General features: G+C 63.4%; 22 protein-coding genes. 10 read left to right on the top strand and 12 right to left on the bottom strand.

The features are described from left to right. Position 1: 1 nt before the first annotated feature. From mcrD to MCUHO_RS05380, 12 genes are all read right to left on the bottom strand, one after another. Positions 2-478: a methyl-coenzyme M reductase operon protein D gene (mcrD, locus tag MCUHO_RS05325; protein WP_067074741.1), complete on the bottom strand. Its 477-nt coding sequence runs from the start codon at positions 476-478 to the stop codon at positions 2-4. A gap of 16 nt (positions 479-494) precedes the next feature. After that, the gene (mcrB, locus tag MCUHO_RS05330; protein ID WP_067074744.1) at positions 495-1,799 is read right to left on the bottom strand and encodes a coenzyme-B sulfoethylthiotransferase subunit beta; all 1,305 of its coding nucleotides are present in this window, start codon (positions 1,797-1,799) and stop codon (positions 495-497) included. Positions 1,800-2,161: 362 nt separating this feature from the next. Then, on the bottom strand, positions 2,162-2,968 hold the full coding sequence (locus tag MCUHO_RS05335; RefSeq protein WP_067074747.1) for a formylmethanofuran dehydrogenase subunit C: 807 nt from the start codon (positions 2,966-2,968) through the stop codon (positions 2,162-2,164). Between the two features lie 12 nt (positions 2,969-2,980). Then, positions 2,981-4,687: a formylmethanofuran dehydrogenase subunit A gene (locus tag MCUHO_RS05340; RefSeq protein ID WP_067074751.1), complete on the bottom strand. Its 1,707-nt coding sequence runs from the start codon at positions 4,685-4,687 to the stop codon at positions 2,981-2,983. Between the two features lie 3 nt (positions 4,688-4,690). Then, the gene (locus MCUHO_RS05345; RefSeq protein WP_067074754.1) at positions 4,691-6,004 is read right to left on the bottom strand and encodes a formylmethanofuran dehydrogenase subunit B; all 1,314 of its coding nucleotides are present in this window, start codon (positions 6,002-6,004) and stop codon (positions 4,691-4,693) included. Beyond that, the gene (locus MCUHO_RS05350; protein WP_067074759.1) at positions 6,001-6,402 is read right to left on the bottom strand and encodes a molybdopterin dinucleotide binding domain-containing protein; all 402 of its coding nucleotides are present in this window, start codon (positions 6,400-6,402) and stop codon (positions 6,001-6,003) included. Before MCUHO_RS05350 ends, MCUHO_RS05345 begins: the two co-directional genes overlap by 4 nt. A 27-nt stretch (positions 6,403-6,429) precedes the next feature. Further along, positions 6,430-6,855 (bottom strand): hydrogenase iron-sulfur subunit, encoded by a 426-nt coding sequence (locus MCUHO_RS05355; RefSeq protein WP_067074763.1) that lies wholly within the window; start codon positions 6,853-6,855, stop codon positions 6,430-6,432. After that, positions 6,856-8,874, bottom strand: a complete 2,019-nt coding sequence (locus tag MCUHO_RS05360; protein ID WP_067074767.1) for a CoB--CoM heterodisulfide reductase iron-sulfur subunit A family protein — start codon at positions 8,872-8,874, stop codon at positions 6,856-6,858. A gap of 11 nt (positions 8,875-8,885) precedes the next feature. Then, the gene (gene hdrB, locus MCUHO_RS05365) at positions 8,886-9,788 is read right to left on the bottom strand and encodes a CoB--CoM heterodisulfide reductase subunit B (protein ID WP_067074770.1); all 903 of its coding nucleotides are present in this window, start codon (positions 9,786-9,788) and stop codon (positions 8,886-8,888) included. Between the two features lie 4 nt (positions 9,789-9,792). Next, entirely contained in the window at positions 9,793-10,374 is a 582-nt protein-coding gene (hdrC, locus tag MCUHO_RS05370; protein ID WP_067074775.1) for a CoB--CoM heterodisulfide reductase subunit C, read from the bottom strand. A 10-nt stretch (positions 10,375-10,384) separates the two neighbouring features. Further along, positions 10,385-11,554 (bottom strand): 4Fe-4S binding protein, encoded by a 1,170-nt coding sequence (locus tag MCUHO_RS05375; RefSeq protein ID WP_067074791.1) that lies wholly within the window; start codon positions 11,552-11,554, stop codon positions 10,385-10,387. Positions 11,555-11,569: 15 nt separating this feature from the next. Then, positions 11,570-11,842, bottom strand: coding sequence for an indolepyruvate ferredoxin oxidoreductase subunit alpha (locus MCUHO_RS05380; protein WP_067074794.1), 273 nt, complete (start codon positions 11,840-11,842; stop codon positions 11,570-11,572). A gap of 612 nt (positions 11,843-12,454) precedes the next feature. Here MCUHO_RS05380 and fhcD point away from each other — a divergent pair. The 10 genes from fhcD (at position 12,455) to MCUHO_RS05430 (ending at position 23,055) form a co-directional block, all read left to right on the top strand. Next, on the top strand, positions 12,455-13,363 hold the full coding sequence (fhcD, locus tag MCUHO_RS05385) for a formylmethanofuran--tetrahydromethanopterin N-formyltransferase (protein ID WP_067074798.1): 909 nt from the start codon (positions 12,455-12,457) through the stop codon (positions 13,361-13,363). A 1,087-nt stretch (positions 13,364-14,450) separates the two neighbouring features. Next, positions 14,451-15,407: a tRNA(Ile)(2)-agmatinylcytidine synthase gene (locus MCUHO_RS05390; RefSeq protein WP_067074803.1), complete on the top strand. Its 957-nt coding sequence runs from the start codon at positions 14,451-14,453 to the stop codon at positions 15,405-15,407. Then, complete coding sequence (mmp11, locus tag MCUHO_RS05395) at positions 15,391-16,284, top strand: methanogenesis marker protein 11 (protein WP_067074807.1); 894 nt, start codon at positions 15,391-15,393, stop codon at positions 16,282-16,284. Before MCUHO_RS05390 ends, mmp11 begins: the two co-directional genes overlap by 17 nt. After that, complete coding sequence (locus MCUHO_RS05400) at positions 16,266-17,255, top strand: radical SAM protein (RefSeq protein WP_067074811.1); 990 nt, start codon at positions 16,266-16,268, stop codon at positions 17,253-17,255. Before mmp11 ends, MCUHO_RS05400 begins: the two co-directional genes overlap by 19 nt. Further along, positions 17,252-18,511, top strand: coding sequence for a thiamine pyrophosphate-dependent enzyme (locus MCUHO_RS05405; protein ID WP_067074813.1), 1,260 nt, complete (start codon positions 17,252-17,254; stop codon positions 18,509-18,511). The genes MCUHO_RS05400 and MCUHO_RS05405 overlap by 4 nt, the downstream gene beginning before the upstream one ends. Continuing rightward, complete coding sequence (locus MCUHO_RS05410; protein WP_067074816.1) at positions 18,483-19,613, top strand: homocitrate synthase family protein; 1,131 nt, start codon at positions 18,483-18,485, stop codon at positions 19,611-19,613. The genes MCUHO_RS05405 and MCUHO_RS05410 overlap by 29 nt, the downstream gene beginning before the upstream one ends. Further along, positions 19,610-20,821 carry an aconitase/3-isopropylmalate dehydratase large subunit family protein gene (locus MCUHO_RS05415; protein WP_067074819.1) on the top strand — a complete coding sequence of 404 codons (1,212 nt, stop codon included), beginning with the start codon at positions 19,610-19,612 and terminating at the stop codon, positions 20,819-20,821. The genes MCUHO_RS05410 and MCUHO_RS05415 overlap by 4 nt, the downstream gene beginning before the upstream one ends. Further along, the gene (locus MCUHO_RS05420) at positions 20,821-21,291 is read left to right on the top strand and encodes a LeuD/DmdB family oxidoreductase small subunit (protein ID WP_067074822.1); all 471 of its coding nucleotides are present in this window, start codon (positions 20,821-20,823) and stop codon (positions 21,289-21,291) included. The genes MCUHO_RS05415 and MCUHO_RS05420 overlap by 1 nt, the downstream gene beginning before the upstream one ends. Then, complete coding sequence (locus MCUHO_RS05425) at positions 21,288-22,109, top strand: DUF7714 family protein (RefSeq protein ID WP_067074826.1); 822 nt, start codon at positions 21,288-21,290, stop codon at positions 22,107-22,109. Before MCUHO_RS05420 ends, MCUHO_RS05425 begins: the two co-directional genes overlap by 4 nt. Then, on the top strand, positions 22,087-23,055 hold the full coding sequence (locus MCUHO_RS05430) for an isocitrate/isopropylmalate dehydrogenase family protein (protein WP_067076130.1): 969 nt from the start codon (positions 22,087-22,089) through the stop codon (positions 23,053-23,055). Before MCUHO_RS05425 ends, MCUHO_RS05430 begins: the two co-directional genes overlap by 23 nt. The last annotated feature ends 1 nt before the right edge of the window (position 23,056 follow it).

Consider the following 23,056-nt stretch of genomic DNA (forward strand, 5'->3'; position numbering starts at 1 on the left):
CTCACTTGTTTCCCTGAATGATAACGGGACCGCCTTTCTTCCTTGGATCGACGAGCCCGAGAATTTCTCTGTCGGCGTCAGGTCCGTATTTCGCGTAGTCGGACACCGTCGGTGTGGTCTTCATGAACCGCCCCTTCTGGACGGCGCAGGAGAAGTCCTTGTTGGCAAAGACCTCGTCGACCGCTTCCTCGATGGCCGGGATGTACGACTCGTCCTCGAGTTCCAGGATAACAGTTCCTACCTGTACCTCGAGCTGGACGTCCTGGTCTCCGACACGGATGACCTTGCGGTCCGGGTGGGGGTTGGGTTTCCCCCGTGCCGGGCCGTAGGGAACGGTGGCGGGAAGATTCTGCCCGGTAAGAGACATCCGGAGAATCCCGCCGATCTGAACAAGTCTGTTCAGAAGTTGTTCCACCGTATCGGGTCTGAGGAATCGCGCAGAAACGATTCGAACCTGAGGGTATATGGCTTCGGTCATTGGTATCCTTGTGTTATTACACACCCTTTGCGATCTGCTGTATCGGCTTGTTGAAGACGTCAACCTGGCCGAAGGTGTCGCCGTAGACCTTGGATGTGCTCTCCGGCGAGAACATCTGCGTTCCGGCATCGAGTGCCGCCGCAGCGACCACGCACGGGATAGCCACGCCTGCGGCGTGCCTGGTCACGACGTGGTTGCCGTTGAAGATACCGGGGCCGCCGCCACCATAGATCGAGTGGCTGAAGAACGAGAACCCGACGGCGGTACCCATGACACGGCCGTAGTCACAGCCGGGGAGGCCGGTCTCGTGCTCGAGCAGGTCGTTGAAGTACAGGAGCGTCGAGGAGACTGCCTGGGCGAACCGTCCGGCACCGCAGTTGACCATGGTGGCTGCCATGGTTCCCGCAGCGGCGTAGGCGTTCCAGAGCATCGGGTCCTTCGTGTCGTAGAACTGGAAGTACCCGCCCTTCTTGCCCGGCGTGATGACCTTGTCCTCGATGGCGCGCTCGACCAGGCTCTGGACGACCGTACCGATGGTGCCGGAAGCACCGTTCTTCTTGACGAGGTCATAGACCAGGTTGTTCGCGTTCAAGCCCTGGTAAGCGTAAGTGAGCAACTGGGCACGCTCGAACGGTCCGATAGCGTTACCCATCTCAAACATTCCTGCCTGCTCGAAGGTGGACGAGAGTGCGGCACCCTGCATCGCGTTCTTGCCGGTGATCATCACGGCGTGGTTGACCGGGATGTTCCGCAGCGCGTAGCCGAGGCCTTCGTTGTTCTGGGGGATCGACAGAATGGACGTGACGTTGGCACCGGTAAGGTCCATCGTGTGCGGGTAGGAACCCCAGACTGCCGCCTTGACCATCGCTGCGTCGAACGCCCCGATGTCGAACTGCTCGACGAGCGAGAAGGTGGTCGCGGATGCCACCGCGGTGATCGCGGCGTCGTAGGTGGATGCAGCCTCGAGACGGGCCTTGGGAGCCTCGACGAGGATGAGCTTGCCACCGCCGAACTCGCGGATGTTGGTGTCGTCACCCTCCTCGACCTGGACCATCTCCTTGATCTTGGCGATGATGGCATCCTTGTTGCCGATGATGTCGAGGTTCATCTCACGCCCGAGAACATATCCCTTGGCTACCTTTCCGGTCTTCAGGCCTTCCTGAATTCCGCCCAGGTTGACTGCAATCGTCCTCTTGGTGAGGTCGATGAGTTTCCTGGTCGCCGGGTTGACCAGCGGGCTGATCTTCTCGAGCGGTACACCACTCTTCAACTGCTTGCCTGCATCATCGTACAGGTCAATAGTTTCCTTGTATTTTGCCATAATTTTCCTCCATTACCCTCTTTAAGTGCATACAATCCGTGAGTGTGAAATGAACGCTAAAAGCATCGCTGACTGTGGCTGATGGTGACTACTGCACGTCCTCGTGGGACAAAATGATAGTAACCTTCTCTGATGATATAAGCATTGCTATTTATGTCTATGAACAAATATATATCGCGAGTCCGATATTAAATATCTGCTGGAAAATTGTCGATTGCGGGGAATTGTAAACGTATCTCGCCTCGCCTGCCGTAGCATGAAAATGGTAAAAAGTTGTTATTTCGTGCTACGCTTTTCATACCGATCGCATCCGCTCTCCGACGATCGATACACCGTATATGTGGTCGCAAAAAAAGAGGGTTTCAGGCCTCGATCCGCTGGTAGAGTTTAGCGTAAATTGTCTGGCCCTTTCTCTTTCGGTGGCGCTCTCCGAGATCGCCCTCGTAGAGAGCGAACCGTCCTTTGATGCCGTCCATATCGACGTCGACATCCTCGCGGTATGCAAACCCGGGCATCATGACATCGATCTTGCCGAGGACATAGATCTCGCCTTCCACCATCTGGCCGCCGAGACGGCTCTTTGCATTGCCCTTGATGATGATCTTTCCACCCTCGGCATGGGTGGCGACATGGACGTCGACGTCGCCGCCGATGACGATCTCGCCGCCGTTCATGAAGGTGGCAAGGTCGCTCCCGGCATTGCCGGTGACGGTGATCTTGCCGCCCTGCATGCCACGCCAGTCGCCGCGGTATGCGGCGCCGAGGTAGTTGCCGGCGTTGCCGTTGATGACAAGCTCGCCGCCCTTCATGCCGGTTCCGGCAAAGGCATCGACGTTCCCGTTCACCGTGATCTTGCCGCCCTGCATCCATGCCCCGACGTACATATCGGCGTTGCTGTTGACGACGATCTCGCCGCCGTTCATCTTCATGCCGATGTACTTGACCCGGGACAGGTCGCCGTTGACGACGATCTTCGTCTCCTCGGGCGTTGCTCCGGCGTTGCCGGAGACCTCGAAGAAGTCCCCGAGCCGGTGCTCGTCCCTGCCGACGTAGACGGGGAGGTCGGCGATCTCTTCGGCCTTCTTCCCGGCAAACGCGTCGGGGACAATGCTGTCGGCCTCGAGGTAGAGATCGGGCTGGTTCTTTATGGTGACTGTAACGGTTTCCATCCTTATCTCTCCTCACTCGGTAGCATCAACCTCGATGACATACGGGTTCGGGAGGTAGTGCCCGGAAACCTCGTAGTTGTTCAGGGTGACGGTGTAGTAGCGGAGGAACTTCTCCTTGACGTCACGCATCACCTGCGGGTTCTCGTTGACCTTTGCGTTCACCCAGAGCGTCCGCTTGTTGCCGTTGCTGGCGATCTCGTGGTCGCGGACGACCTGGACACCGGCCTTGAAGAGGTGCTCTGCGTTCAGGAATGCCTTCTCGATATCGTCGGGCGCGTAAGGCTCGTTCGGGTTGAAGTCGAAGACCGCAACATCTGCTTCGAGGCCGGGGGCAAGCCCGCCGTACATGTGTGAGAGACCGAGCGACTTCGCGGGTCCTGCCCGGGTCATCTGCGCGATCTCGTAGAGGTCGAGTTCGCGGTCGATGCCGGCGAGGTTGGTCGCGTCGATGACCTTGTCCTTATGCTTGAAAGCGTCGAACTGCTGCTCCCGTGCTTCCTGGCTCATCAGCCACTTCATGACCCGCGGGTAGCGGATGAACGGTCCGGCGTTCGGGTGGTCGGTGGTGATGAAGATCCGCATGGGGTCCTTCGCAAGCAGTCCGAGTTCGAGGCCGATAGCCCACTGGATGGCGCAGACCTTGATGTTCGGGCTGTAGACATAGGGCACGACACCCGAGCCGGTCTCGAGTTCCACATCGGCGTTCGCCCACTTCAGGTGGTTCAGCTCGGTGAGGTGGTGCTCGAACGGCCCGTCGGCGGTCATGGTCGTGGTCTCGTCGAGCGTCACCTGACCCATGTCGATGGTGATGTTGTCGTGCGAGTTCACGTAGTCCATGATCTCCGTCGCCTTCGACTCCACGTTCGCCCAGGAGTCGCCTCCGTAGGAATGGAACTGGACGTGGGTGTGGTGCATCACCTGGTCGCGGCCGAACTTGCTGTTCGGCTTGATACCCTCGGAGAGTTTGAACGAGTCGAGCGTCGTCGTGTAGTTGCCGGGGTTCCCGAGGTTGTTCGCGTGCATGTGCATCGAGTGCGGGAGACCGAGGTACTCGTTCGCCTCGATGAGGCCCTTGATGATCTGGGCCGGGGTGATGTCGAAGTAGGGAACCGGGTCGTGAACATTCTCGCAGTTCAGGCCCCAGGCCCAGGCTTCCGTGCCGCCGGGGTTGACGACCTTGACTGCGTAGCCCTTCGTGGCGCGAAGCAGCCAGGCGATGTAAGCGGCGGTGTTCTCGATCTCGTGGTTCTTCAGGTACTCGAGGACGAACCAGTTGTTCCCGAAGACCGGGTAGGCACCCTGGTCGAGGATCGGCGTGTCACGCATCTCCTCGTGGGTGTGCCGGGCGTAGAGCGGCGGCATGGCCGCTTCCATCACGGTCGTGTAGCCCATGTGGGCGTAGTTGTAGCCGGTCCGGATCGTCGTCGGGACTGAGAACCCGCCCTGCATCCGCTCGATGCCGTGTCCGGCCGTGCAGTTGAAGAGTTTGTCTTCGGGGCGGAAGTTCCTGCCTACATTCACCTTCGGGCCGGCAACATGGGCGTGGATATCGACACCGCCGGCCATGACGGTCTTGCCGGTCGCATCGATGACCTTCGGGTTGCTGAGAGCCGTCGTCTCGACGATCTTGCCGTCCTTGATGGCGATGTCGGCCTTATCGCCCTTGATCCCGAGAACCGGGTCGAAGACGAGTCCGTTCTTGATAAGATACTCTGCCATCGGTTATACCCCCTTGATCTCCTTGACGCGTCCAAGAACGCGTTTCAGGAACTCTTCGTCGGTCATCATGCCCTCGGGGGCATCAACGACTTTTCTCGTCTCAATCGGTACGTTGTCCATCCGGTAGGCGCACCCGCCCACCTCGACGCCGACGAAGGCGACCGGGACATGGACCTTGCAGACCTCAGAGGTCGGGGTCTCATGGGGGTCGATAACGACTGACGGGAGGTTGTAGATCTTCTTGACCGAGCTGAACGGGAAGTGCGCACCTGGATCGCTGCCGAGGACGAAGACGGCGTCCACCTCGTCCCTGCGGAGCAGGTCGTTGGAGGTCGTCTCGCCGGGGTTGTAGCGGGCAAATCCGCGGGAGAGGTCCACCGCATAGGGGAACCCAAACTGCCAGCCCCAGACCTGGCCGGAGCCGGTGACGTTGTAGTGCCCGCGCATCGGCATGATGGCTGCCTTCGTGTACTCGTTTAAGTCACGGGTGACCGCGATGGCCTCGTCGATGTTGTGGTTCTTCCCGAGCGACTGGGTCACGCCCATGCCGAAGAAGATGATCGCGAACCGACCGCTCTTGAGCGTCTCGGCGGCCTCGTAGATCTTCTCCTTCGGGATGCCGGCAACGACGTCGGGGAGTTTCTCACCCTTGAACGCCACACGGAGCGCGTTCAGGAGCTCGTAGTCGCGTCCCTGCTCGATCTGCAGGTGGATATCCGCCATGCTCGCGGTATCGGTGGGGCGCGGGTCGACGACGATCATCTTGCGGCCGGTGTGGCCCTTGCCGGTGAAGAATCCGCGGGGGAAGATCGAGTAACGGGACATGTGCCGCGGGTGGGCGTGTGCCGGGTTGCAGCCCCAGAAGAGGATCCGGTCGGCACGGTTCTTGACCTCGCCGAGCGTGCAGCTCGGAATGCCGATATCCTGAACCGCGATAAGGGATGTTCCGTGGCAGACGGTCGCCGTGTTGTCCATGACCGCTCCCACGGCCTCACCGATCTCCGAGCCGACGGCCTGGGCTTCACAGTTCGTGGAACTCCAGCCGTACATCAGCGGCTTCTTTGCTTCGGCGAGCATCGTTGCCGTGTACTCAATCGCCTCGTCGTACGAGATCTCCTTCCAGGATCCGTCCTCCTGCCGCATGCGGGGGCGGGTGATTCTGTCCTTTGCCTGGGAATGGAGGAACTTCTCGGCGCCGATGGCGCACGCGTTGTAGACTTCGTGAAGTTCTTTCCCGTCATCGCTGACGACGACCTCGAGGTCGTCGCAGAGGGTTCCGCAGAACGGGCAGATAACGTCGGTTACAGTCCGGGTCATGCCAGCTCACCCCTGCACCCCTTGCGCACCAGTTCCAGTGAGCTGAGGACGGGTTCGTTCTTGGCGGTCTCCACCTCAACAGGTGTGCCTTTAAACGTCGGCATGCCGGTCGAGTAGGTGTTCGGATTGACCACCATGTTTGCCCAGGGGCCCATCGGGATGTATGCTACACCCGGGTGAGGACCCTGAGTTGCCTCGACCGCCTTGACAACGACACTGCCGTAACTGCTGGTGACGCGTACATTCGTGTTGCGGAAAGCTCCGAGCTTTTTAAAGTCCGCCGGGTCAAGTTCGATGATCCCGCAGGCGGTGGTGTAGGCGGGTTTTTCCTTCCCCGCCTCCATCGCCACCCCCTGCTGGATCGTGCGACCCGAGATTAAATTCACTCTGATTGCCATTCTTATTCATCCCCTGTCTATTGTGTATTATCTGGCAAACTCTTTGAGCGGGCTCGGGCCGAGCTCGTTGATGGTCTTGACGACGTCCGTCATGACCGTTCCCCACTTCGCACCCTCGGATGCAGAGACGAACGTCATTCTGAGACGCTTATCGTCAAGGCCGATGTTCTTGAGGACACTCTTCAAGAGGAACATCCTCTTGGCCGCCTTGTAGTTGCCCTCAAGGTAGTGGCAGTCGCCGAAGTGACAGCCGGAGACGAGCACGCCGTCCGCTCCATCCTGGAATGCCTTCAGGATGAAGAGAGGATCGATCCGGCCCGTGCACATCACGCGGATTGCACGGATGTCGGGCGGATACTGAATGCGGGCGCCGCCGGCAAGGTCTGCACCGGCGTAGGAACACCAGTTGCAGATGATGGCGATGATCTTGGGTTTCCAGTTCTCGTCTGCCATTTACTGTTCACCTCCGAGGAGGAATGCATCGATCTGTGCGACGATCTGCGGGGTCGCGAAGTGCTGCATCCAGATTGCGCCGCCGGGGCAGAACCCGCCGCAGGTGCCGCAGCCCTTACACTTGGCTTCGGTGACCTGCATGACCTTGCGTCCGTCCTTCTCGACGAGCGAGAGAGCGCTGTAGGGGCACTGGTTGACACACAGTCCGCATCCGGCGCACTTCTCTTCGATACACTGGGCGAAGTAGGGCTCGAGCTCCACCTCTCCCCTGTGGATCGGGATGGATGCCGCGGATGCCGCACCCTCTGCCTGAGCGACCGTGTCCGGGATATCCTTTGGTCCCTGGCAGACACCGGCGAGGTAGACGCCGGCAGTGGTAGTGCCGCACGGGTTCAGCTTCGGGTGGGCCTCAAGGAGCCAGCCGTCCTGCGAGCAGGAGACACCGAAGAGTCTGCGGGTCTTCTCGGTCTCGGCGGAGGGCTGGGTGGCTGCCGCGAGCACGACCATGTCGACTTCCATGTCGACCGGCCGGCCGAGGAGCGTGTCCTCTGCGTTGACGTGGAGGTTCTTCGTAACCGGGTCTTCGGTGATGTTCGCTACCCTGCCGCGGATGAACTTCGCACCCTCGTTCTGGATCCGGTAGTAGAACTCCTCGTACATCTTTCCGAAGGACCGGATGTCCATGTAGAAGATGTAGGGCACCGCACCGGGGATCTTCTCGATGATCTGGTGGGCGTGCTTCAAAGAGTACATGCAGCAGAACCGCGAGCAGTACGGCTTGCCGGTACTGGTGTTGTCACGGGAGCCTGCACAGAGCACGAACGCGATCTTCTTCGGGGTCTCGCCGTCGCTCGGGCGAATGAGGTGACCGCCGGTCGGGCCGGACGCACAGATCAGCCGCTCGAACTCGAGCGACGTGATGACGTTGTCGTAGTTCTTGTAACCCCACTCGAACTTCTTCTCGATGGGGTAGATGTCGTATCCCAGGGCGAGGATGACGGTACCGATCTTGACGGTCATGAACTCGTCCTTGGATTCAAGGTCGACCGCCTTCTTCTCACCGCACGCCTCGACACAGAGACCGCACTTGACGCAGGCGTCGAAGTCGATGGTGTAGATCAGCGGGGAGACCTGCGGGTGGTAGATGTAGACTGCCTTCCTCGGCGCCATGCCGAGCTCGAACGGGTTCGGCTTGATGACCGGGCAGACCGTTGCACAGTCGCCGCAACCGGTACAGCCGCCGCCGACGATGCCGCGGGCTTCCGCCTCTGCGGGGGTGAGGATACCGCGTGCCTTCTTCCGGAGGGTCACGTCGAAGTTGCCGATGTATCCCTCGACCGCCTCGACCTCGGTGTAGGTGAGGAGTTCGATGTTCTCGTTCCGGTAGACATCCACCATCTTCGGGGTAAGGATACACTGCGAGCAGTCCAGCGTCGGGAAGGTCTTGTCGAGCTGGGACATCCTGCCGCCGATGGTCGGGCTCTTCTCGATGAGGTAGGTCTTGATGCCTGCGTTCGCAAGGTCGAGCGCTGCCTGCATACCGCCGACACCGCCGCCGACGACCATTGCGGTCTTCTCGACGGGGACGCTCTTCGGGACGAGGTCTTCGAGCAGGGACGCCTTTGCTACGGCGATCCGGACTGCGTCCTTTGCCTTGTCGGTAGCCTCTTCGGGCTGGTGCATGTGCACCCACGAGTTCTGGTCGCGGATGTTCGCCATCTCGAACCGGAAGGGGTTCAGGCCGCCTGCTGCGGTTGCGTTACGGAACGTGGGTTCGTGCAGACGGGGCGTACAGGCCGCGACGACGACTCCGGTCAGGTCGTGCTCCTTGATAGCATCCGCGATCTTGTTCTGACCGGGGGTCGAGCACATATACGCGTAGTTGTCGGCAACGACGACGTTCGGGATTGTCTTGGCGTATTCCTTTACTGCCTCGATGTCAATGGTACCTGCGATATTGGTACCACAGTGGCACAGAAAAACGCCAATCCTTGCCTCTTTATTCTTGACTTCTGCCATGTATTTGCACCTCACAGGATCTTCTTCAGGAACGGCTCAACATCGACGGCATGCAGGTCGAGTGCAAGCTCGTCCGGGCTCATGCCCTGAGCCAGTCCCAGGAGTTCGTTGTAGTGCAGGACCGGGAGTCCCCAGCTGATGCCGAACTTGTCCTGGATCTCGACCTGTCCTCTGTCATACTGGAGCTGGCAGAACGGACAGACCTCGGTCAGCGCATCCGCGCCCACTTCCTGCAGGTTGATCAGTTTTTCGTTCGTGATGTCGAGAGCGTGTGTCAGGTCGTATCCACGGACACCGCCGCCGGCACCGCAGCACTGCATCTTATTGCGGTACTGGACGGGCTCGGCTCCGAGTGCGGCGACGAGTTCTTCGATCCACATCGGGTTCTCGGTGTCGCCGAAGTGCCGCTCCTTGCCGGGCTTCATCAGGTGGCAGCCGTAGTGGACGGCGACCTTCGCGCCGGACAGGGGGCGCTTGACGCTCTCTGCAATCTTCTTGACGCCTACGATCTTGGGGTCGTAGTAGAGTTCGGCGAGGTGCCAGACGTCGACGGTCCCCTTGAACTCCATGTCGATCTCTTTGAGCACCTCGTTGACTCCGTCGCGGAGTTCGTCGTTGTGCTTCAACTTGTGGTTGACTTCCCAGATGGACTTGTAGCAGCCGTTGCAGACCAGAGCGATATCCATCTTCATCTGCTCGGCGAGCACGACGTTCCGGGCCGCCATCGCGTACCAGACGTTTAAGTCGATCGAACCGAACGCACCCGGTGCCGGGCAGCAGCTCGCGCCCTTCAGGGGCAGAAGGTCGATGCCGACGTTCTTGCTGGTCTGGATGGCCGCAGCCTCGATGCCGGGGTACCGGTTCGGGGCGATGCACCCGAGGAAGAATGCATACTGGTGATTGTTTGCGCTCATGGTTTCACTCTCCCTCCGCGAGAATCCTGTCCGCGTTCTCTTTCAGTCTGTAGTGGTCGAGGATCTTCCGAATCCCGGGCAGGTACTCGGGGTACTTGTGCGTCGTTTCAGGCTCCTCCTCGAGTCCGAGCTTCTTCCGGGCGGCACGGTTTGCGTCGTTGTTCGGGACGCCGTGGCCGCTCTTGTAGATGAGCTGGACGGTCTGGAGGAAGTTGCGCGGAATGATGTCGCGCTTGAATGCGAGGTTCCGCATCGCCATGATCGCGTCGGTCGGCGCGAGGTCACGGGGGCACCGGTCGGTGCAGCTGTAACAGGTCGTGCAGAGCCAGAGGTCCGGGTCGGTGAGGGCTTCTTCCTCGAGACCGAGGACGGCCTTCCTCATGAACAGCCGGATACGGTACGAGCTCCGCGGTGCCGAGGGGCACGAACCGGTGCAGGTGCCGCACTGGTAGCACATATGGGCGGCCGTCTGCCCGATCTTCTCAACTTCTTTGAGGAACTCGGGGTTACTGTCAGGAGCGTAGAACTTCCTGTCCCGAAGTTTCTCGGCGAGTTTCTGATCCTTATAGTCTTTCTTCACTGCCATTGGCTATCCCTCATGCCTCTTCTGCTTCTCTCAGAACTTTGACCTCGACCTCTCCGGGAGCGGTCTCCTTGACCCGCGATGTCCTCGGAGCGAGGAGTTTCGCCTTGATCTGCTTGAAGAGATCTGTTTCTTTATCCTGCATCCGGATACCCGTCCGCCGGAGAACGATCGCATCCTCGCTCGGGCAGGCGTTGACGCAGGCACCGCAGAGGATACAGAAGTCCTTGTTGATGGCGATGTTGGCCTCAATCTCTCCCTTCATCTCCTTTGCAGGGACGGGGGTGGGCAGGTAGAGCGCGTTGCAGGGGCAGACCTCGACACAGGTCGAGCAGCCGCCGGGGCATTTCTCGGGGTGGATCTCGATATCTCCCTCGAAGATCTTCTCGACGGTGATTGCCTCCTGTGGGCAGGACTGGACGCACCATGTGCAGGTGCAGCAGTTGTCCTGCTCGATGTCGACCTTGCCGGGCAGCTTGCTGCTGACGATCTCGCGTTCGAGGGTGATTGCATCCTGTGGGCAGGCCTCGACACAGATCGTGCAGCCGTCGCAGGTGGTCTCTTCCCACTGGACATCCCCTTCGACCTTGCCGGTCTCGGGGTTCGCGGGCTTGCGAACGACGGTGATGCTCGGACAGAGTTCGCCGCAGATGCCGCAGACGTCGCACTTCTCGGTATCGACGGTGAACGTCGTCTTGGTCTGCAGTGCAGACTGGCGCGGCTTGCCGGCCTCGTCGCCGCCCTCGAATGCGGGGACGTCGCGGTTGATGGCGTCCCTCGGGCAGACTTCCTCACAGATGGTGCATCGGTCGCATTTTTCCTCGTCGATTACGGTGACCATGTCGTAGGTGGGGAATCCCTCCTGCTCAAGGATCGGGAGGCGCTCCTCGCCGTCGATCTTGAGTGTCATCGCGTTGAAGGGGCACATGACGACACAGACGCCACAGTACGAACACTTCTCGGGGTTGACGTCGACAGGTTCAGCGTAGTCGATGGCCCCGCGGCGTGTCGCGCCGACGGGTCCGAGCACGATCGCCTCTTCCGGGCAGGCGTCGACACAGATGCCGCAGCCCGTACAGGTCTCGGCGTTCAGGACCAGGTTGTTGACCGCCTTCAGGAGCCTCTGCTCCATGATGACGTTCTGGCCTTCCCGCGTTTTTGAATACTTTGGAAACAGTGCCATATTCTAGTATCACTCCTAGGCTTCCGCTTTTCGGGCCTTAGCCCGGCTCTCCCACGGTCCTGCAAGTTTGATGACTCCATAGGGGCATGCCTGGACGCATACGCCGCAGCCGGCGCAGAGCTCGGAGTTGAAATCAAGGATGACGGCTTTACCGTCCCGGACCTTGTAGATCTTCTCCTTGGTTGCTGGATCTTCAGTGTAGAGCTCGAGAGCGTCGACCGGACATGCCACCACGCAGTTGTTGCAGCCTGTACATCGTTCCATATTGATGTGCAATGCAAATGCCATGGTATCACGCACCAGATCTGATCGATTAAAAATCGATATAAAAAGAATTGTCAAAGAATATACATAAACTTTCTGAAATCCGGCAGCCTTATATTTCAGAACTATGATTATCCGTCAAATTTTATAAATTAAAACGGTTGTTATGTTAACTCGATGCCTGAAATCTCATTGCTATGTGGAGTTCAGGGGGTGAGGGCAAATCAAAAGACTTAAATCTGAAATCCGGGGTTCTGGTGAAAATCGGTGGTCGATGCGGCCCGGCAGCGTTGAGTGTGAGCAGGATCGCTCTCCGGAACGGTGGGGCCGGTCATCCGTTTGATCGAGAGGACCCGAGGCACGTTGCGCGGTTTGAGCGGTAACCATTTCTGTATCCGGCGACTCTTCACTCTTCGTCCTGAACCCTACGCTCGCATCCGAAAATCGGTTCCGGTTCTGTGCCCGCAGTCTTCGCGCCGTATCCGGGATAGCCCTGCGGGCGCTGCCGGGGCGGCGGGTGTCGCGCACGTCTCTCCGCATGAAGCCCGGTGCCGGCCGGGTGCGCCCGCCCGGGAAAAAAAGAAACCTTATTCTGTCCATATCATAACATTGTAGCAAACGAGGTGTATTCTATCCATGGAACTGAATGGCGTTACTATCGATGATACCTATGCAGAGGCGTTCCCGACCTGGGTGGCACGGCCGATTATCACCGCCGTCACCGAGGAGTGGGCATACAAGGCAGCAGTGGAGGCCGTAGGGTTTGCCACCTCGACCATCGGGTGTCCTGCGGAGGCGGGTATCGACTGCTTCGTCTCCCCCGACGAGACCCCGGACGGCCGCCCCGGCTACGCGATCATGATCTGCGCGAGCAAGAAGAAACTGAAAGAGCAGGTCGTGGAGCGTCTCGCCGAGTGCATCCTCACCGCCCCGACGACGGCGGTCTTCGACGGCCTCTCAGACGTCGTCGCCGAGGTTCCGGAGAAACTCCCGGTCAAGCTGCACTTCTTCGGCGACGGCTACGAGGAGGAGCGCAAGGTCGGCGGCAGGACGGTCTGGGCAATCCCGATCATGGAGGGCGAGTACATCGGCGAGGAGGAGTTCGGCGCCGTCAAGGGTGTTGCAGGCGGTAACTTCTTCATCATGGGCGAGAACCAGATGGCCGCTCTGACGGCCGCCCAGGCGGCGGTCGACGCCATCAGCGGCGTCTGCGGCGTCATCACGCCCTTCCCCGGCGGCATCGTCGCGAGCGGTTCGAAGGTCGGGAGCAAGAAGTACAAGTTCATGGGTGCAAGCACGAACGAGGCCTACTGCCCGACCCTCCGCGAGAAGGTCGAGGGCAGCAAGGTTCCCGAGGGCGTCAAGGCGGTCTACGAGATCGTCATCGACGGCGTCGACGAGGACTCGATCAAGACCGCGATGGCCGAGGGCATCCGGGCGGCGACCAAGGTGCCGGGCGTGAAGTTCATCAGCGCCGGGAACTTCGGCGGCAGCCTCGGGCCGTTCAAGTTCGACCTGAAGGACGTCCTGGCGGACTACCTGTAAATCTCTTTTTTTTGTGGTGCGGTCGCTCGGGTTGCTGGGTGTTTGCTCGTGCTGTTGACGGTGTAGGCTGCTGAAGACTTCCCTCTATCACGCTTCGAACTCCTTCAACTGTCTAGAACCTGGAATATTCTGTCTATCACTTGCCCTTCCACGGCTTTCCATCGGATATCGCAATTGGGGAGTGCGACTGGCCGAAGGGCAGGAGCATGAGAAGAACGAAGTTCTTTGAGGGGCTGACGGGGAGTGCGACGGTTCGGAGCGCGACTGCCGTCCCGGCAGGAGCGTGAGCACCGAAGGTGCGAAGAACCGGAGTTCGAGCACCCGAAGGGTGCGGAGGGCAAGCGAAGTTCTTCGAAAGGGGGCCTCCACCTTCCCCTGTCTCTATTGCGTAAGATCCTCCCTTTGTAGCCCCCACCCCGCCCGCGCTTCGCGCTCCTCCCCCGCCCCGAGGGGCGGGGGCAGTCATGGCGATAGCCGGTGGGAAGCCGTGTCCCGGGAGCGAGTTGGGATTCTGTTCTTTTTCGGGATCTCCCCATACTGTGGACCGTGGGGATATCGCCACTGGGGGTGGGGCTGACGGGGAGGGGGGAGCATCCCCCCTCCCCTGTTTCTCGGAAAAAGGACATCTGTAGCCCCCACTCGAAGACCCGTGGTCTTCTCGAACTCCGGACGTCCCGTCCGTCGCACCTCGCCCGGCCTTCGGCCCGCCCCCAGGGGGGCAGTCATGGCGATAAGCGATGTTCCGGCAGGAACGGAGCATGAGCACCGAAGGTGTGATATCCACTGGAAAGCCGTGGGTGGGGCTTGCAACTGGTGAGGACACGATAGACTGATCGTCTGGAATTCGAATCGTTTGCTCCCCGGGTTCCCCTCCCGGCACTTCCACCACCCCACCGCCCCTGCTAATGAACCAGCCCCTGCAGATCTCACACCCCTCGCCCGGCTCCCCTCAACTGCGTGGAATAACCCCCCTTTCCCCTCTCGCCACCCCACCAAAGCCCGCTCCGGCTCACCCGCTCCCTCCCGATCGATCCCCTTAAATACCGTTATCAACGACATTCTTGTTAACGATTATTTCGGTGACATCATGATTACGCTCACACCCGATGAAGTCAGGGCCCGGTTCGGGCGGTTGTTCTCGATGAAGTTCCTCGCCATGGTCGACCAGAACGCCGGTCTCGCGGAGATCCGCGAGCACTGCCGGGCCCGGGGGACGATCGAGTGGGACGCGGCGAACCGGGTGCGGGCGAAGGGCGCGGTCGAGTCCTGCCACGTCGAGGGCACGACGATGACGATGCTCGCCCGCCTGGGCGTATCCCCCGCGAAGTTCGGGGCTGCCGGCCAGGAGATCGGCGGCCAGGCACTCGAGGGTGTCGAGGTCGTCGGAGACGAAGTGGTGACGACCTGGTCGGGCATCGCGGGGGCGGGCGTCGGCGTCGCCGCCTGCCTGCCGCAGGCGCCGGGCGTGATCCGGGCGGAGTATCCTACCGAAGACGATCTCAGGATCGGCGGCGCCCGGGTCTGCCGGGTGCGGATCGTATCGCCGCTGTATGAGAAGGTGACGATCGGGATCGACGACACCGATACCCGCGAGGAGGGCGCCACCTGGGTGCTCGCGCTCAAGTGCGCCGAGGCCTGCACGATCCCGGGGGTCGAGTACCTGGATATGCGCCTCGTGCAGCTGAACCCCGCGGTTCCGAAGAAGACCACCAACTGCGTCGGGTCGGCCCTGAACTTCGCCGTCCGTCCGGGGAAGGTGGACGAACTCCTCGAATACGTCCGCGATTTCATCGAGTCCGAAGCGGTCAGCAACGATACCGGCATCGCCGTCTACCGCGGGATTGCGTTTGCCGAAGAATCGCCCTACGCGAAAAGGGTCAAGACCGAGCTTCTGACGGTCGACGACGCGGAGGCGGAGGCGGCACGGATGGGCGTCCGGTTCATCGACTCGACCGGGCGGAAGGGCAGAATCGGAGCTCTGGGTGCCGTTCTCTGGGGGAACAAGGGCGTTGAGGCGGCAGGACTGTATGGAGAGACTCTCTAGTCCGTATACGATACGGTATCCTCAGATCGTGGCGGTCGCCGACGAGAGCGGCGGGCAGGTGGAACTCGTCGAGTTCTTCGACTGCACCGGCGGCGCGATGTGGGTGAAGCGGCACTATGCGCAAAGCCCGCTCGTCCGTTCCGTCCGCACGGTTGGGTCGACCAACCGCTACCTCCTCTCGACCGGGAGCGCCGACCTCGCGCTCGAGGGCTCGGTCTTCCCGGCGGGGATCGCCGCCGTCGCCGTCGAAGAGGGCGAGATTGCCGTCACCTACCGCGGCCTCGGCGGCGGGGGCGTGGGGGCGTCGGTCTGCCGTGCCGAAGCCCCGGGCGTCGCCCGCTGCGTGAGCGACCCTGCCGGCGGAGGGCGGCTCGCGGGCTCGACCGTCTGGCTCCCCCGGCGTGAGCGGGTGATCGTCGGGATCGACGACACCGACACTCCCGAAGAGGGCGCCACCTGGACGCTTGCGCACAACATCGCCCGGGCCGTCGAGGACGACCGTTCGCGCTACCTCTCCCATACCATCGTTCAGCTCTATCCTGTCCCCTACCGGACCAAGAACTGCGTCGCCATCGCCTGCGAGTTCGCCACTTCCGATCCTGCCGGGCTGATCAGAAACTACCGGGATCTCCTCGAAGAGTACACCCTCTCGGACGAGACCGGGATGGCGGTCTGGCGGGGGTTCGATCCTTCGCCGCTTGAAGAGTTCGGCTACCGCGTGAAGCGGGGCGAGGTCTCCGCGGACGATCTTGCCGCCCTTGACTCCGAACGTCTCTCCGTCGTCATGAACGGCCGGGGCGTGATCGGGGCGGTTGCGGCGATCCCGTTTTTCACGCGATATGAGGAGGCGCTGGCGCTATGGAATGGAAGCGGCTGAAAGCCCGGGTGCTCGAGACAGGCTCCGTTCGCCTCTCCGGCGAGCCTTCGGACGAATACGTATCCCGCTCCGCCGCGGGCCCCTCGGCCGGCACGCCCGGCTCCCTCTTCTTCTCCCCCGGCGGCGGCCGGCCTTCCGTCCCCGGCCGGCGCGTCCGTGCCGGCATCGATGATAACAGCCCCATCGAGGTAGTCCACCGGGGTGCCGGCGCCGCCGACCTCCTCATCGACGGCGAAACCGTCGCCGGCCGGCTCGAACCTGCCGCCCTCCACTGTCCCCGCCAGGCCTACATCACGGTCAGCGGGACGTGCATCTTCCACTGCCGCTACTGCCCGGTGCCGGAACTCCCCGGCCGGCGGAAGGGAGTCGACGAGATCGTCCGGATGGTCGAGAGCGTCGCCGACCGGATCGATGCCGTCTCGATCACGAGCGGCGTCGCCTCCTCGATCGAGGAGGAGGAGGCGTACGTCCTCGAGGTCGTTGCGGCGCTCCGCTCGTTCGGTCTACCCATCGGCGTCTCGGTCTACCCCTGCCCCGAAACCCCGGCCCGGCTTCACGCGCTCGGCGTTGTCGAGGTGAAGTTCAACATCGAGACGGCGACGCCCGAACTCTTCCGCGAGATGTGCCCCGGGCTCTCGTGGGAGGGGATCCGGGAATCGCTCTCGTCCTCCGTCGCGCTCTTCGGGCGGGGGAGGGTCTACTCGAACGTCATCGTCGGCCTCGGGGAGACCGACGAAGACCTGGAGCGGGTGATGGAAGACCTCGCCGCCGGCGGTGTCATCCCGGTTCTCCGCCCGCTCACCCCGGCGGCGTCTCTTGCGGGTATGTCCCGCCCCTCCGCCGAACGGCTGCTTTCGCTCTTCGAGGTTCACGGGAGGATCCTCCGCCGGGCCGGGCTCGACCCCTGCCGGGCGCTGACGATGTGTGCGGCATGCACCGGCTGCGATCTCACGCCGGGGAGGGACGCATGAAGGGCGCCGAAGCGCTCGCCCGGGCGATCCGGCAGTCGGCGGACCGGTGCTACGCCGTCCCCGGCTACCCGGTATCGGAGGTTGCCGCCCTGGCGGGGGCCTCGAACACCGTCAACGAGAAGACGGCGCTCGAGTACGCCCTCGGCGACTCGCTCTCCGGCCGGAGGGCTGCCGTCTTCGTCAAGCACGTCGGCCTCAACGCCTGCGCCGACCCGCTCGTGCACGCCACCGCCCAGGGACTCCGGTCGGGCGTCGTCATCGTCGCCGCCGACGACGTCGGTGCGGCGGCTTCAGACGTCGTGCAGGACTCCCGCTACTACGGCGAGGTGGCCCGGGTTCCGGTGCTGGAGCCCGACGGCGAGACGCTCGGCCTTGCCGTCGATGCGGCGTTCGAGGCGTCGGAGACCTTCTCGAGGGTCGCCATCGTCAGGGTCACGCCCGCCTTCCTGGGTGCGGACGTGCCCGAACCTCTCGCCCCTCCCCGGCGGCGCCGGGAGGGATGCCTCGCCGACCCCGGGCTCACGATGGCCGGCCGGGCGCTGATGGCCGACCGCCGGACGGCAGAGATGTTTGCCTGGTCGCGTTCCTCTCCCCTCAACCGGTTCTCGGGCGGTAGATCCCGTGCCGTCACCGTCTACCCGCCGCCGGCCGCCCCGGAGATGCTCGCCTCGCTCCACGAGACCGGCCGCCCCTTCCTCCGGGAGCACCGGCTGCTCGTTCCACCCGAACCCGCCGGAGAGCCGGAACGGTTCTCCACCCGGGGCCGCTACCGGACGTTCTGCCGGAACTGCCCGTTCCACCCGGCCCTCGCCATCCTCCGCGAACGCAAACTCCGGGCGGCCTGCGACGCCGGGTGCGCGATCCTCGCGATGAACCCGCCGTACCGCATCGGCATCGCCACCTACGGCCTCGGCTCGTCGGTCGCCGTGGCCGCGACCGGGCCGGGTGTCGCGCTCACCGGCGACTACGCGCTCCTGCATTCGGGCCTGAACGCCCTCATCGACGTCTACGAACGCAAACTCCCGCTCCTCTGTATCGTCTTTGCGAACAACCGGATGGGGATGACTGGCGGTCACCCCGTCCCCGAGATCCTTCGCTACATCGCCTGGGCGAACCCGGTCGTCTGTGCCGCAGACGATATCGGGGCGCTTCGCCGGGCTCTCGTCCTCCCGGATGACGGCCCCCGGACGGTGGTTATCGAAGGCGCCTGCCCAGAAGGTGAGACCCATGAAACCGTGGCATATCGAGATCTGTGACGTAACGCTGCGAGACGGGGAGCAGACTCCCGGCGTCTCGTTTACCCGTGATGAGAAGACGGCGATTGCACAACTACTCGACGAGATCGGCGTGGAGGTGATCGAGGCCGGGTTTCCCGTGGTCTCCGCGGCGGAGAAGGAGTGCGTCGCGGCGATCGCCGGAAGCGGCCTCTCTGCCCGGGTCTGCTGCCTCGCACGGGCGCTCAAGCCCGATATCGAGGCGGCGCTCGACTGCGACGTGGATATGGTCAGCATATTCTTCGCGACCTCGGACCTCCACATCCGGCACAAGTACCATAAACCACGCGAGGAGGTGCTCGACGGCGCTCTCGACATGGTGGAGTTCGCCGCCGACCACGGCGTGCAGGTGCGGTTCGCCGCCGAAGACGCTTCGCGAACCGATCCGGCGTTTCTCATCGAGATGTATACCCGCGGCGTCGAGCGCGGCGCGAACCTCGTCAGTTTCGCCGATACTGTCGGCTGCCTCACGCCGCTCGAGACGCACGCGGTCGTCACCCGTCTCCTCGACGCCGCCCCGCTTCCGCTCTGCATCCACTGCCACAACGACCTCGGGCTTGCGACGGCGAACACCATCACGGCCGCGGCCGCCGGGGCGTTCCAGCTCCACACCACCGTCAACGGTATCGGGGAGCGTGCGGGCAACGCGGCACTCGAACAGGTGCTCGCCGTCCTGCGGCTGAAGGGCGGCGTCGACCGCTACGATCTTACCCGCCTGCAGGAGATCTCGCGCCTGGTCGCCCGGGCTTCAGGCGTTGCCCCGGAACGCACCCGGCCGATCGTCGGCGAGAACGCCTTTGCCCACGAGAGCGGCATCCACATCGCCGCGATCCTCTGCGATCCGACGACCTACGAGTACGTCCCGCCGGAACTGGTGGGCGGCGAGCGGCGTTTCGTCCTCGGGAAGCATACGGGGAAGCGGGCGCTCGAACACGTCGCGAAGGCTTACGGGTTCGACCTCTCCGACGACGAGGCGCGGTGGGTGCTCGAGCAGGTGAAACAGAAGAGCGAAGGGAAGTGCAGCGTCACCCGCGAGGTGCTCTGCAGCCTCCTGCGGGCGGCAAAGGAGGGGATCGTCCAGTGAGCACGCTCTCCGAAGCGATCCTCGGGGCACCGGCGGGAACGTATGTCGACCGCGAGGTCGATATCGCCTTCGCCCACGACGGAACCGGCGTCCTCGCCCGGGAAGCGCTCCGGGAGATGGGGGTGGAGCGGCTCCCGCACCCCGACCGCCTCCGGCTCGTCTTCGACCACATCGTCCCGGCGAACACCGGGACGACGGCGACGCTCCAGGCCGAGCTTCGTGAGTACGCCCGGGTAGCGGGGATCGCGCTCTCGGATGCCGGCGGCGGGATCTGCCACCAGGTGATGAGTGAAGGGGTCGTCCGGCCCGGCACGATCGTCGTCGGCGCCGACTCCCACACCTGCACCCTCGGCGCCTTCGGCGCGTTCGCCACCGGGGTGGGAGCGACCGATATGGCGGCGATCTGGGCCTCGGGGGAGACGTGGTTCCGCGTCCCGGAGACGATTGCGCTCGACCTTTCCGGACAACTCTCCGGTGCTGCGGAGCCGAAAGACCTCGCCCTCGCCTACGTCGCGGAACTCGGGATGGAGGGGGCGACCTACCGGGCGCTGGAGTTCGTGGGCGACGGGGCGGCGACGATCTCGATGGACGGGCGGCTGACCCTCTCGAACATGGCGGTCGAGACGGGGGCGAAGACGGGGATCTTCTACGCCGATCCGGTCACCATCCGCTACCTCGCGGACTACGGGGTCACGGCATCGCCCCAGGTGCCGGAGGACTGCTGCTATGAACGGACGGTCGGGATCGATCTCGACGAGATCGTGCCCCTCGTCGCGGTTCCGCACCGGGTGGATACCGTCCGGGAGGCGGAGGAGGTCGCGGGGACGCACCTCGACCAGGTCTTCGTCGGAACCTGCACGAACGGCCGCTACGAGGACCTTGCCCGGTTCGCCCGGATCGTCCGGGGGAAGAAGGTGGCCGTCCGCACCCTGGTGATCCCCGCCTCGCGGGCGGTGCTTGCCCGGGCAATCGCCACCGGCGTCCTCGCCGAGATCGTGGATGCGGGCTGCGTCGTCGGATCGCCGGGATGCGGGCCGTGCCTCGGGGCGCATGCCGGGGTGCTCGGGGAGGGGGAGGTCTGCCTCTCCACCGCCAACCGGAACTTCAAGAACCGGATGGGCGTGGGCGGCGATATCTACCTCTCGTCGGTCGCCACCGCCGCAGCGAGCGCACTTGCGGGGGAGATCACCGTGCCGGAGGTGGCGTGATGCAGGGTGCCGGGCCGGCAATCTGTCTCGGGCGCGACATCGACACCGATCTCATCATCGCCGGCCGTTACCTCCGGACGAAGGACCGCTCGGTATGGGCGGAGCACGCCTTCGAGGATCTCGACCCGGCGCTCGCCCCTCGCCTCAGCGGTTCGGTCATCGTCGCCGGGAGGAACATGGGGTGCGGGTCGTCCCGCGAACAGGCGGTGGTCGCCCTCCGCGAGGCGGGTGTCGTCGCGGTCGTCGCGGAGTCATTCGCCCGGATCTTCTTTCGGAACGCCGTCAACGTCGGCCTGCCGGTGATCGAGGCCTCTGTCGCCTGCACCGACGGCGCCCGCGTCGCCTTCGACCTCGATAGCGGTTGGGTCGAGGTGGACGGGAGACGGTATCCCGCCCGCCCGCTCTCGGAGAAGATGGTCGCCATCCTCCGGGCCGGGGGGCTGGTTCCCTACTGGAGGTCGTCCCGATGATCTTTCCGCCCCACTGCAAGTTTGTCGGGTCCGTGAACGGCACCCCGTGCGGGAAACGGGCCTACTTCCTCTCGCGATACCTCGTCCGGGAGACCCCCGACGGCACCGAGGTGCTTGAGGTGGAGACCGACCCGAACGGAACCGGCCTCATGCGCGACGTCCTCTCGGCCCGGGTGCTCGCCTCCGGCGACGATGTCTACCGCTACCCGGAACGCGTGAACGTTCAGGATCGAACATTCTTAGTACAGGAGGCGGTGCGGTCGGGGTACCGGTGCACTGTCTTCTGCGGCCACGGCGAACAGACCACGTTCGTGCTCGACCCGGACCTCTCGGCCTTCCTCCGCATCCACGTCTACGACATCACCCCGCCCCGCCCGCACCTCTCGGCCACGCTCGGCGACCTCGAGAGAACCGGGCTCTTCGGCGACCTTGAGGTCGTCTTCGAGCACCACGTCCGGGACATCCGCGAGATCAAAGCCGACGTTTACCCCTGCCGGGCGGCCGGGTTCCCCCGCACCGTCGACGCCGACCCGCTCCGGCCCGGCGACCGCGTGGCGGGGTGCCTGACGGCACGGGAACTCCTCCGGGAGCGTTACGGCGAAGGGGTTACGGTGGAGAACATCTGCCCGCTTGAGACGGTTGCGGCCGAGCCGTTCATCGCACGGTGCTGCCGGAGCGAGCGAGCCGGCATCGGCCTCTGGAACGGCCTCTTCGGTGCGGTGGTTCACTGGGGGGCGTCGTCGTGGGAGATCGCGGAGGCGGCAAGAGCGGTCGCAACCGCGTGGAGGAAGCAGAATGGTGAAGGTAGCGGTTGTTGAGGGCGACGGCATCGGGCGCGAGGTCATCCCGGTCGCCCGCGATCTCCTCGCGGCCGTGCGTCCGGACATCGAGTTCTTCGACGTCGAGGTGGGATACGGCCGGTGGGAGCGAACCGGAAGCGCCTGCGGCGAGGAGACGATCGCCGCTCTGCGGTCGGCCGACGCCATCCTCTTCGGGGCAATCACGACCCCGCCCGACCCCGGATACCGGAGCGTTCTCGTGCAGATCCGCCGTGCTCTCGATCTCTACGCGAACGTCCGCCCGATCCGGGGCGAGGGAGTCGACGTTGTCATCGTGCGGGAGAACACCGAAGGGCTCTACTCCGGGATCGAGTGGACGGAACCCGACCGCGCCTGCACCGTCCGGGTCGTCTCCCGCCGGGGGAGCGAGCGGATCGCCCGCTACGCCTGCACCCTCGCGAAGTCCCGCCGCCACCTCACCGTCGGCAACAAGGCGAACGTGCTGAAGTCGGACTGCCTCTTCGTCGAGGCCTGCACCGCGGAGGCCGCCCGGGCAGGGGTTCCCTGCACGCTCTGCTACATCGATGCGCTCTGCCTCGATCTCCTGATGCATCCCGACCGTTACGACGTCATCGTGACGACCAACATCTTCGGCGACATCCTCTCCGACGCCGCCGCCTACCTTGTCGGGGGGCTCGGGCTGCTCCCGAGCGCGAATATCGGAGAGCGACACGCTCTCTTCGAGCCCGTCCACGGGAGCGCTCCCGACATCGCGGGCAAAAACGTCGCAAACCCCATTGCGGCCATCCGGAGCGGAGCGATGCTGCTCGAACACCTCGGCGATCCCGCATCCGCGGCGGCCGTGGAGGAGGCCGTCGACCGGGTGCTCCGTGCAGGCATCCGGACACCCGACCTCGGCGGAACCGCCGGCACCCGGGAGTTCGGGGCGGCGGTGCTCTGCGAGATCGGGCGGGGGAAGGCCTAAG

The organism is Methanoculleus horonobensis, from assembly GCF_001602375.1.
Lineage (GTDB): Archaea > Halobacteriota > Methanomicrobia > Methanomicrobiales > Methanoculleaceae > Methanoculleus > Methanoculleus horonobensis.

Coding starts and splice junctions, on each gene's coding strand:
- MCUHO_RS05345 (WP_067074754.1), bottom strand. CDS start 6,004: ATGACCCGGACTGTAACCGACGTTATCTGCCCGTTCTGCGGAACCCTC.
- fhcD (WP_067074798.1), top strand. CDS start 12,455: ATGGAACTGAATGGCGTTACTATCGATGATACCTATGCAGAGGCGTTC.
- MCUHO_RS05350 (WP_067074759.1), bottom strand. CDS start 6,402: ATGGCAATCAGAGTGAATTTAATCTCGGGTCGCACGATCCAGCAGGGG.
- MCUHO_RS05375 (WP_067074791.1), bottom strand. CDS start 11,554: ATGGCACTGTTTCCAAAGTATTCAAAAACGCGGGAAGGCCAGAACGTC.
- mcrB (WP_067074744.1), bottom strand. CDS start 1,799: ATGGCAAAATACAAGGAAACTATTGACCTGTACGATGATGCAGGCAAG.
- MCUHO_RS05400 (WP_067074811.1), top strand. CDS start 16,266: ATGGAATGGAAGCGGCTGAAAGCCCGGGTGCTCGAGACAGGCTCCGTT.
- MCUHO_RS05405 (WP_067074813.1), top strand. CDS start 17,252: ATGAAGGGCGCCGAAGCGCTCGCCCGGGCGATCCGGCAGTCGGCGGAC.
- MCUHO_RS05425 (WP_067074826.1), top strand. CDS start 21,288: ATGATCTTTCCGCCCCACTGCAAGTTTGTCGGGTCCGTGAACGGCACC.
- MCUHO_RS05335 (WP_067074747.1), bottom strand. CDS start 2,968: ATGGAAACCGTTACAGTCACCATAAAGAACCAGCCCGATCTCTACCTC.
- MCUHO_RS05355 (WP_067074763.1), bottom strand. CDS start 6,855: ATGGCAGACGAGAACTGGAAACCCAAGATCATCGCCATCATCTGCAAC.
- mcrD (WP_067074741.1), bottom strand. CDS start 478: ATGACCGAAGCCATATACCCTCAGGTTCGAATCGTTTCTGCGCGATTC.
- MCUHO_RS05360 (WP_067074767.1), bottom strand. CDS start 8,874: ATGGCAGAAGTCAAGAATAAAGAGGCAAGGATTGGCGTTTTTCTGTGC.
- hdrC (WP_067074775.1), bottom strand. CDS start 10,374: ATGGCAGTGAAGAAAGACTATAAGGATCAGAAACTCGCCGAGAAACTT.
- MCUHO_RS05410 (WP_067074816.1), top strand. CDS start 18,483: ATGAAACCGTGGCATATCGAGATCTGTGACGTAACGCTGCGAGACGGG.
- MCUHO_RS05430 (WP_067076130.1), top strand. CDS start 22,087: ATGGTGAAGGTAGCGGTTGTTGAGGGCGACGGCATCGGGCGCGAGGTC.
- MCUHO_RS05340 (WP_067074751.1), bottom strand. CDS start 4,687: ATGGCAGAGTATCTTATCAAGAACGGACTCGTCTTCGACCCGGTTCTC.
- MCUHO_RS05390 (WP_067074803.1), top strand. CDS start 14,451: ATGATTACGCTCACACCCGATGAAGTCAGGGCCCGGTTCGGGCGGTTG.
- MCUHO_RS05380 (WP_067074794.1), bottom strand. CDS start 11,842: ATGGCATTTGCATTGCACATCAATATGGAACGATGTACAGGCTGCAAC.
- mmp11 (WP_067074807.1), top strand. CDS start 15,391: ATGGAGAGACTCTCTAGTCCGTATACGATACGGTATCCTCAGATCGTG.
- hdrB (WP_067074770.1), bottom strand. CDS start 9,788: ATGAGCGCAAACAATCACCAGTATGCATTCTTCCTCGGGTGCATCGCC.
- MCUHO_RS05420 (WP_067074822.1), top strand. CDS start 20,821: ATGCAGGGTGCCGGGCCGGCAATCTGTCTCGGGCGCGACATCGACACC.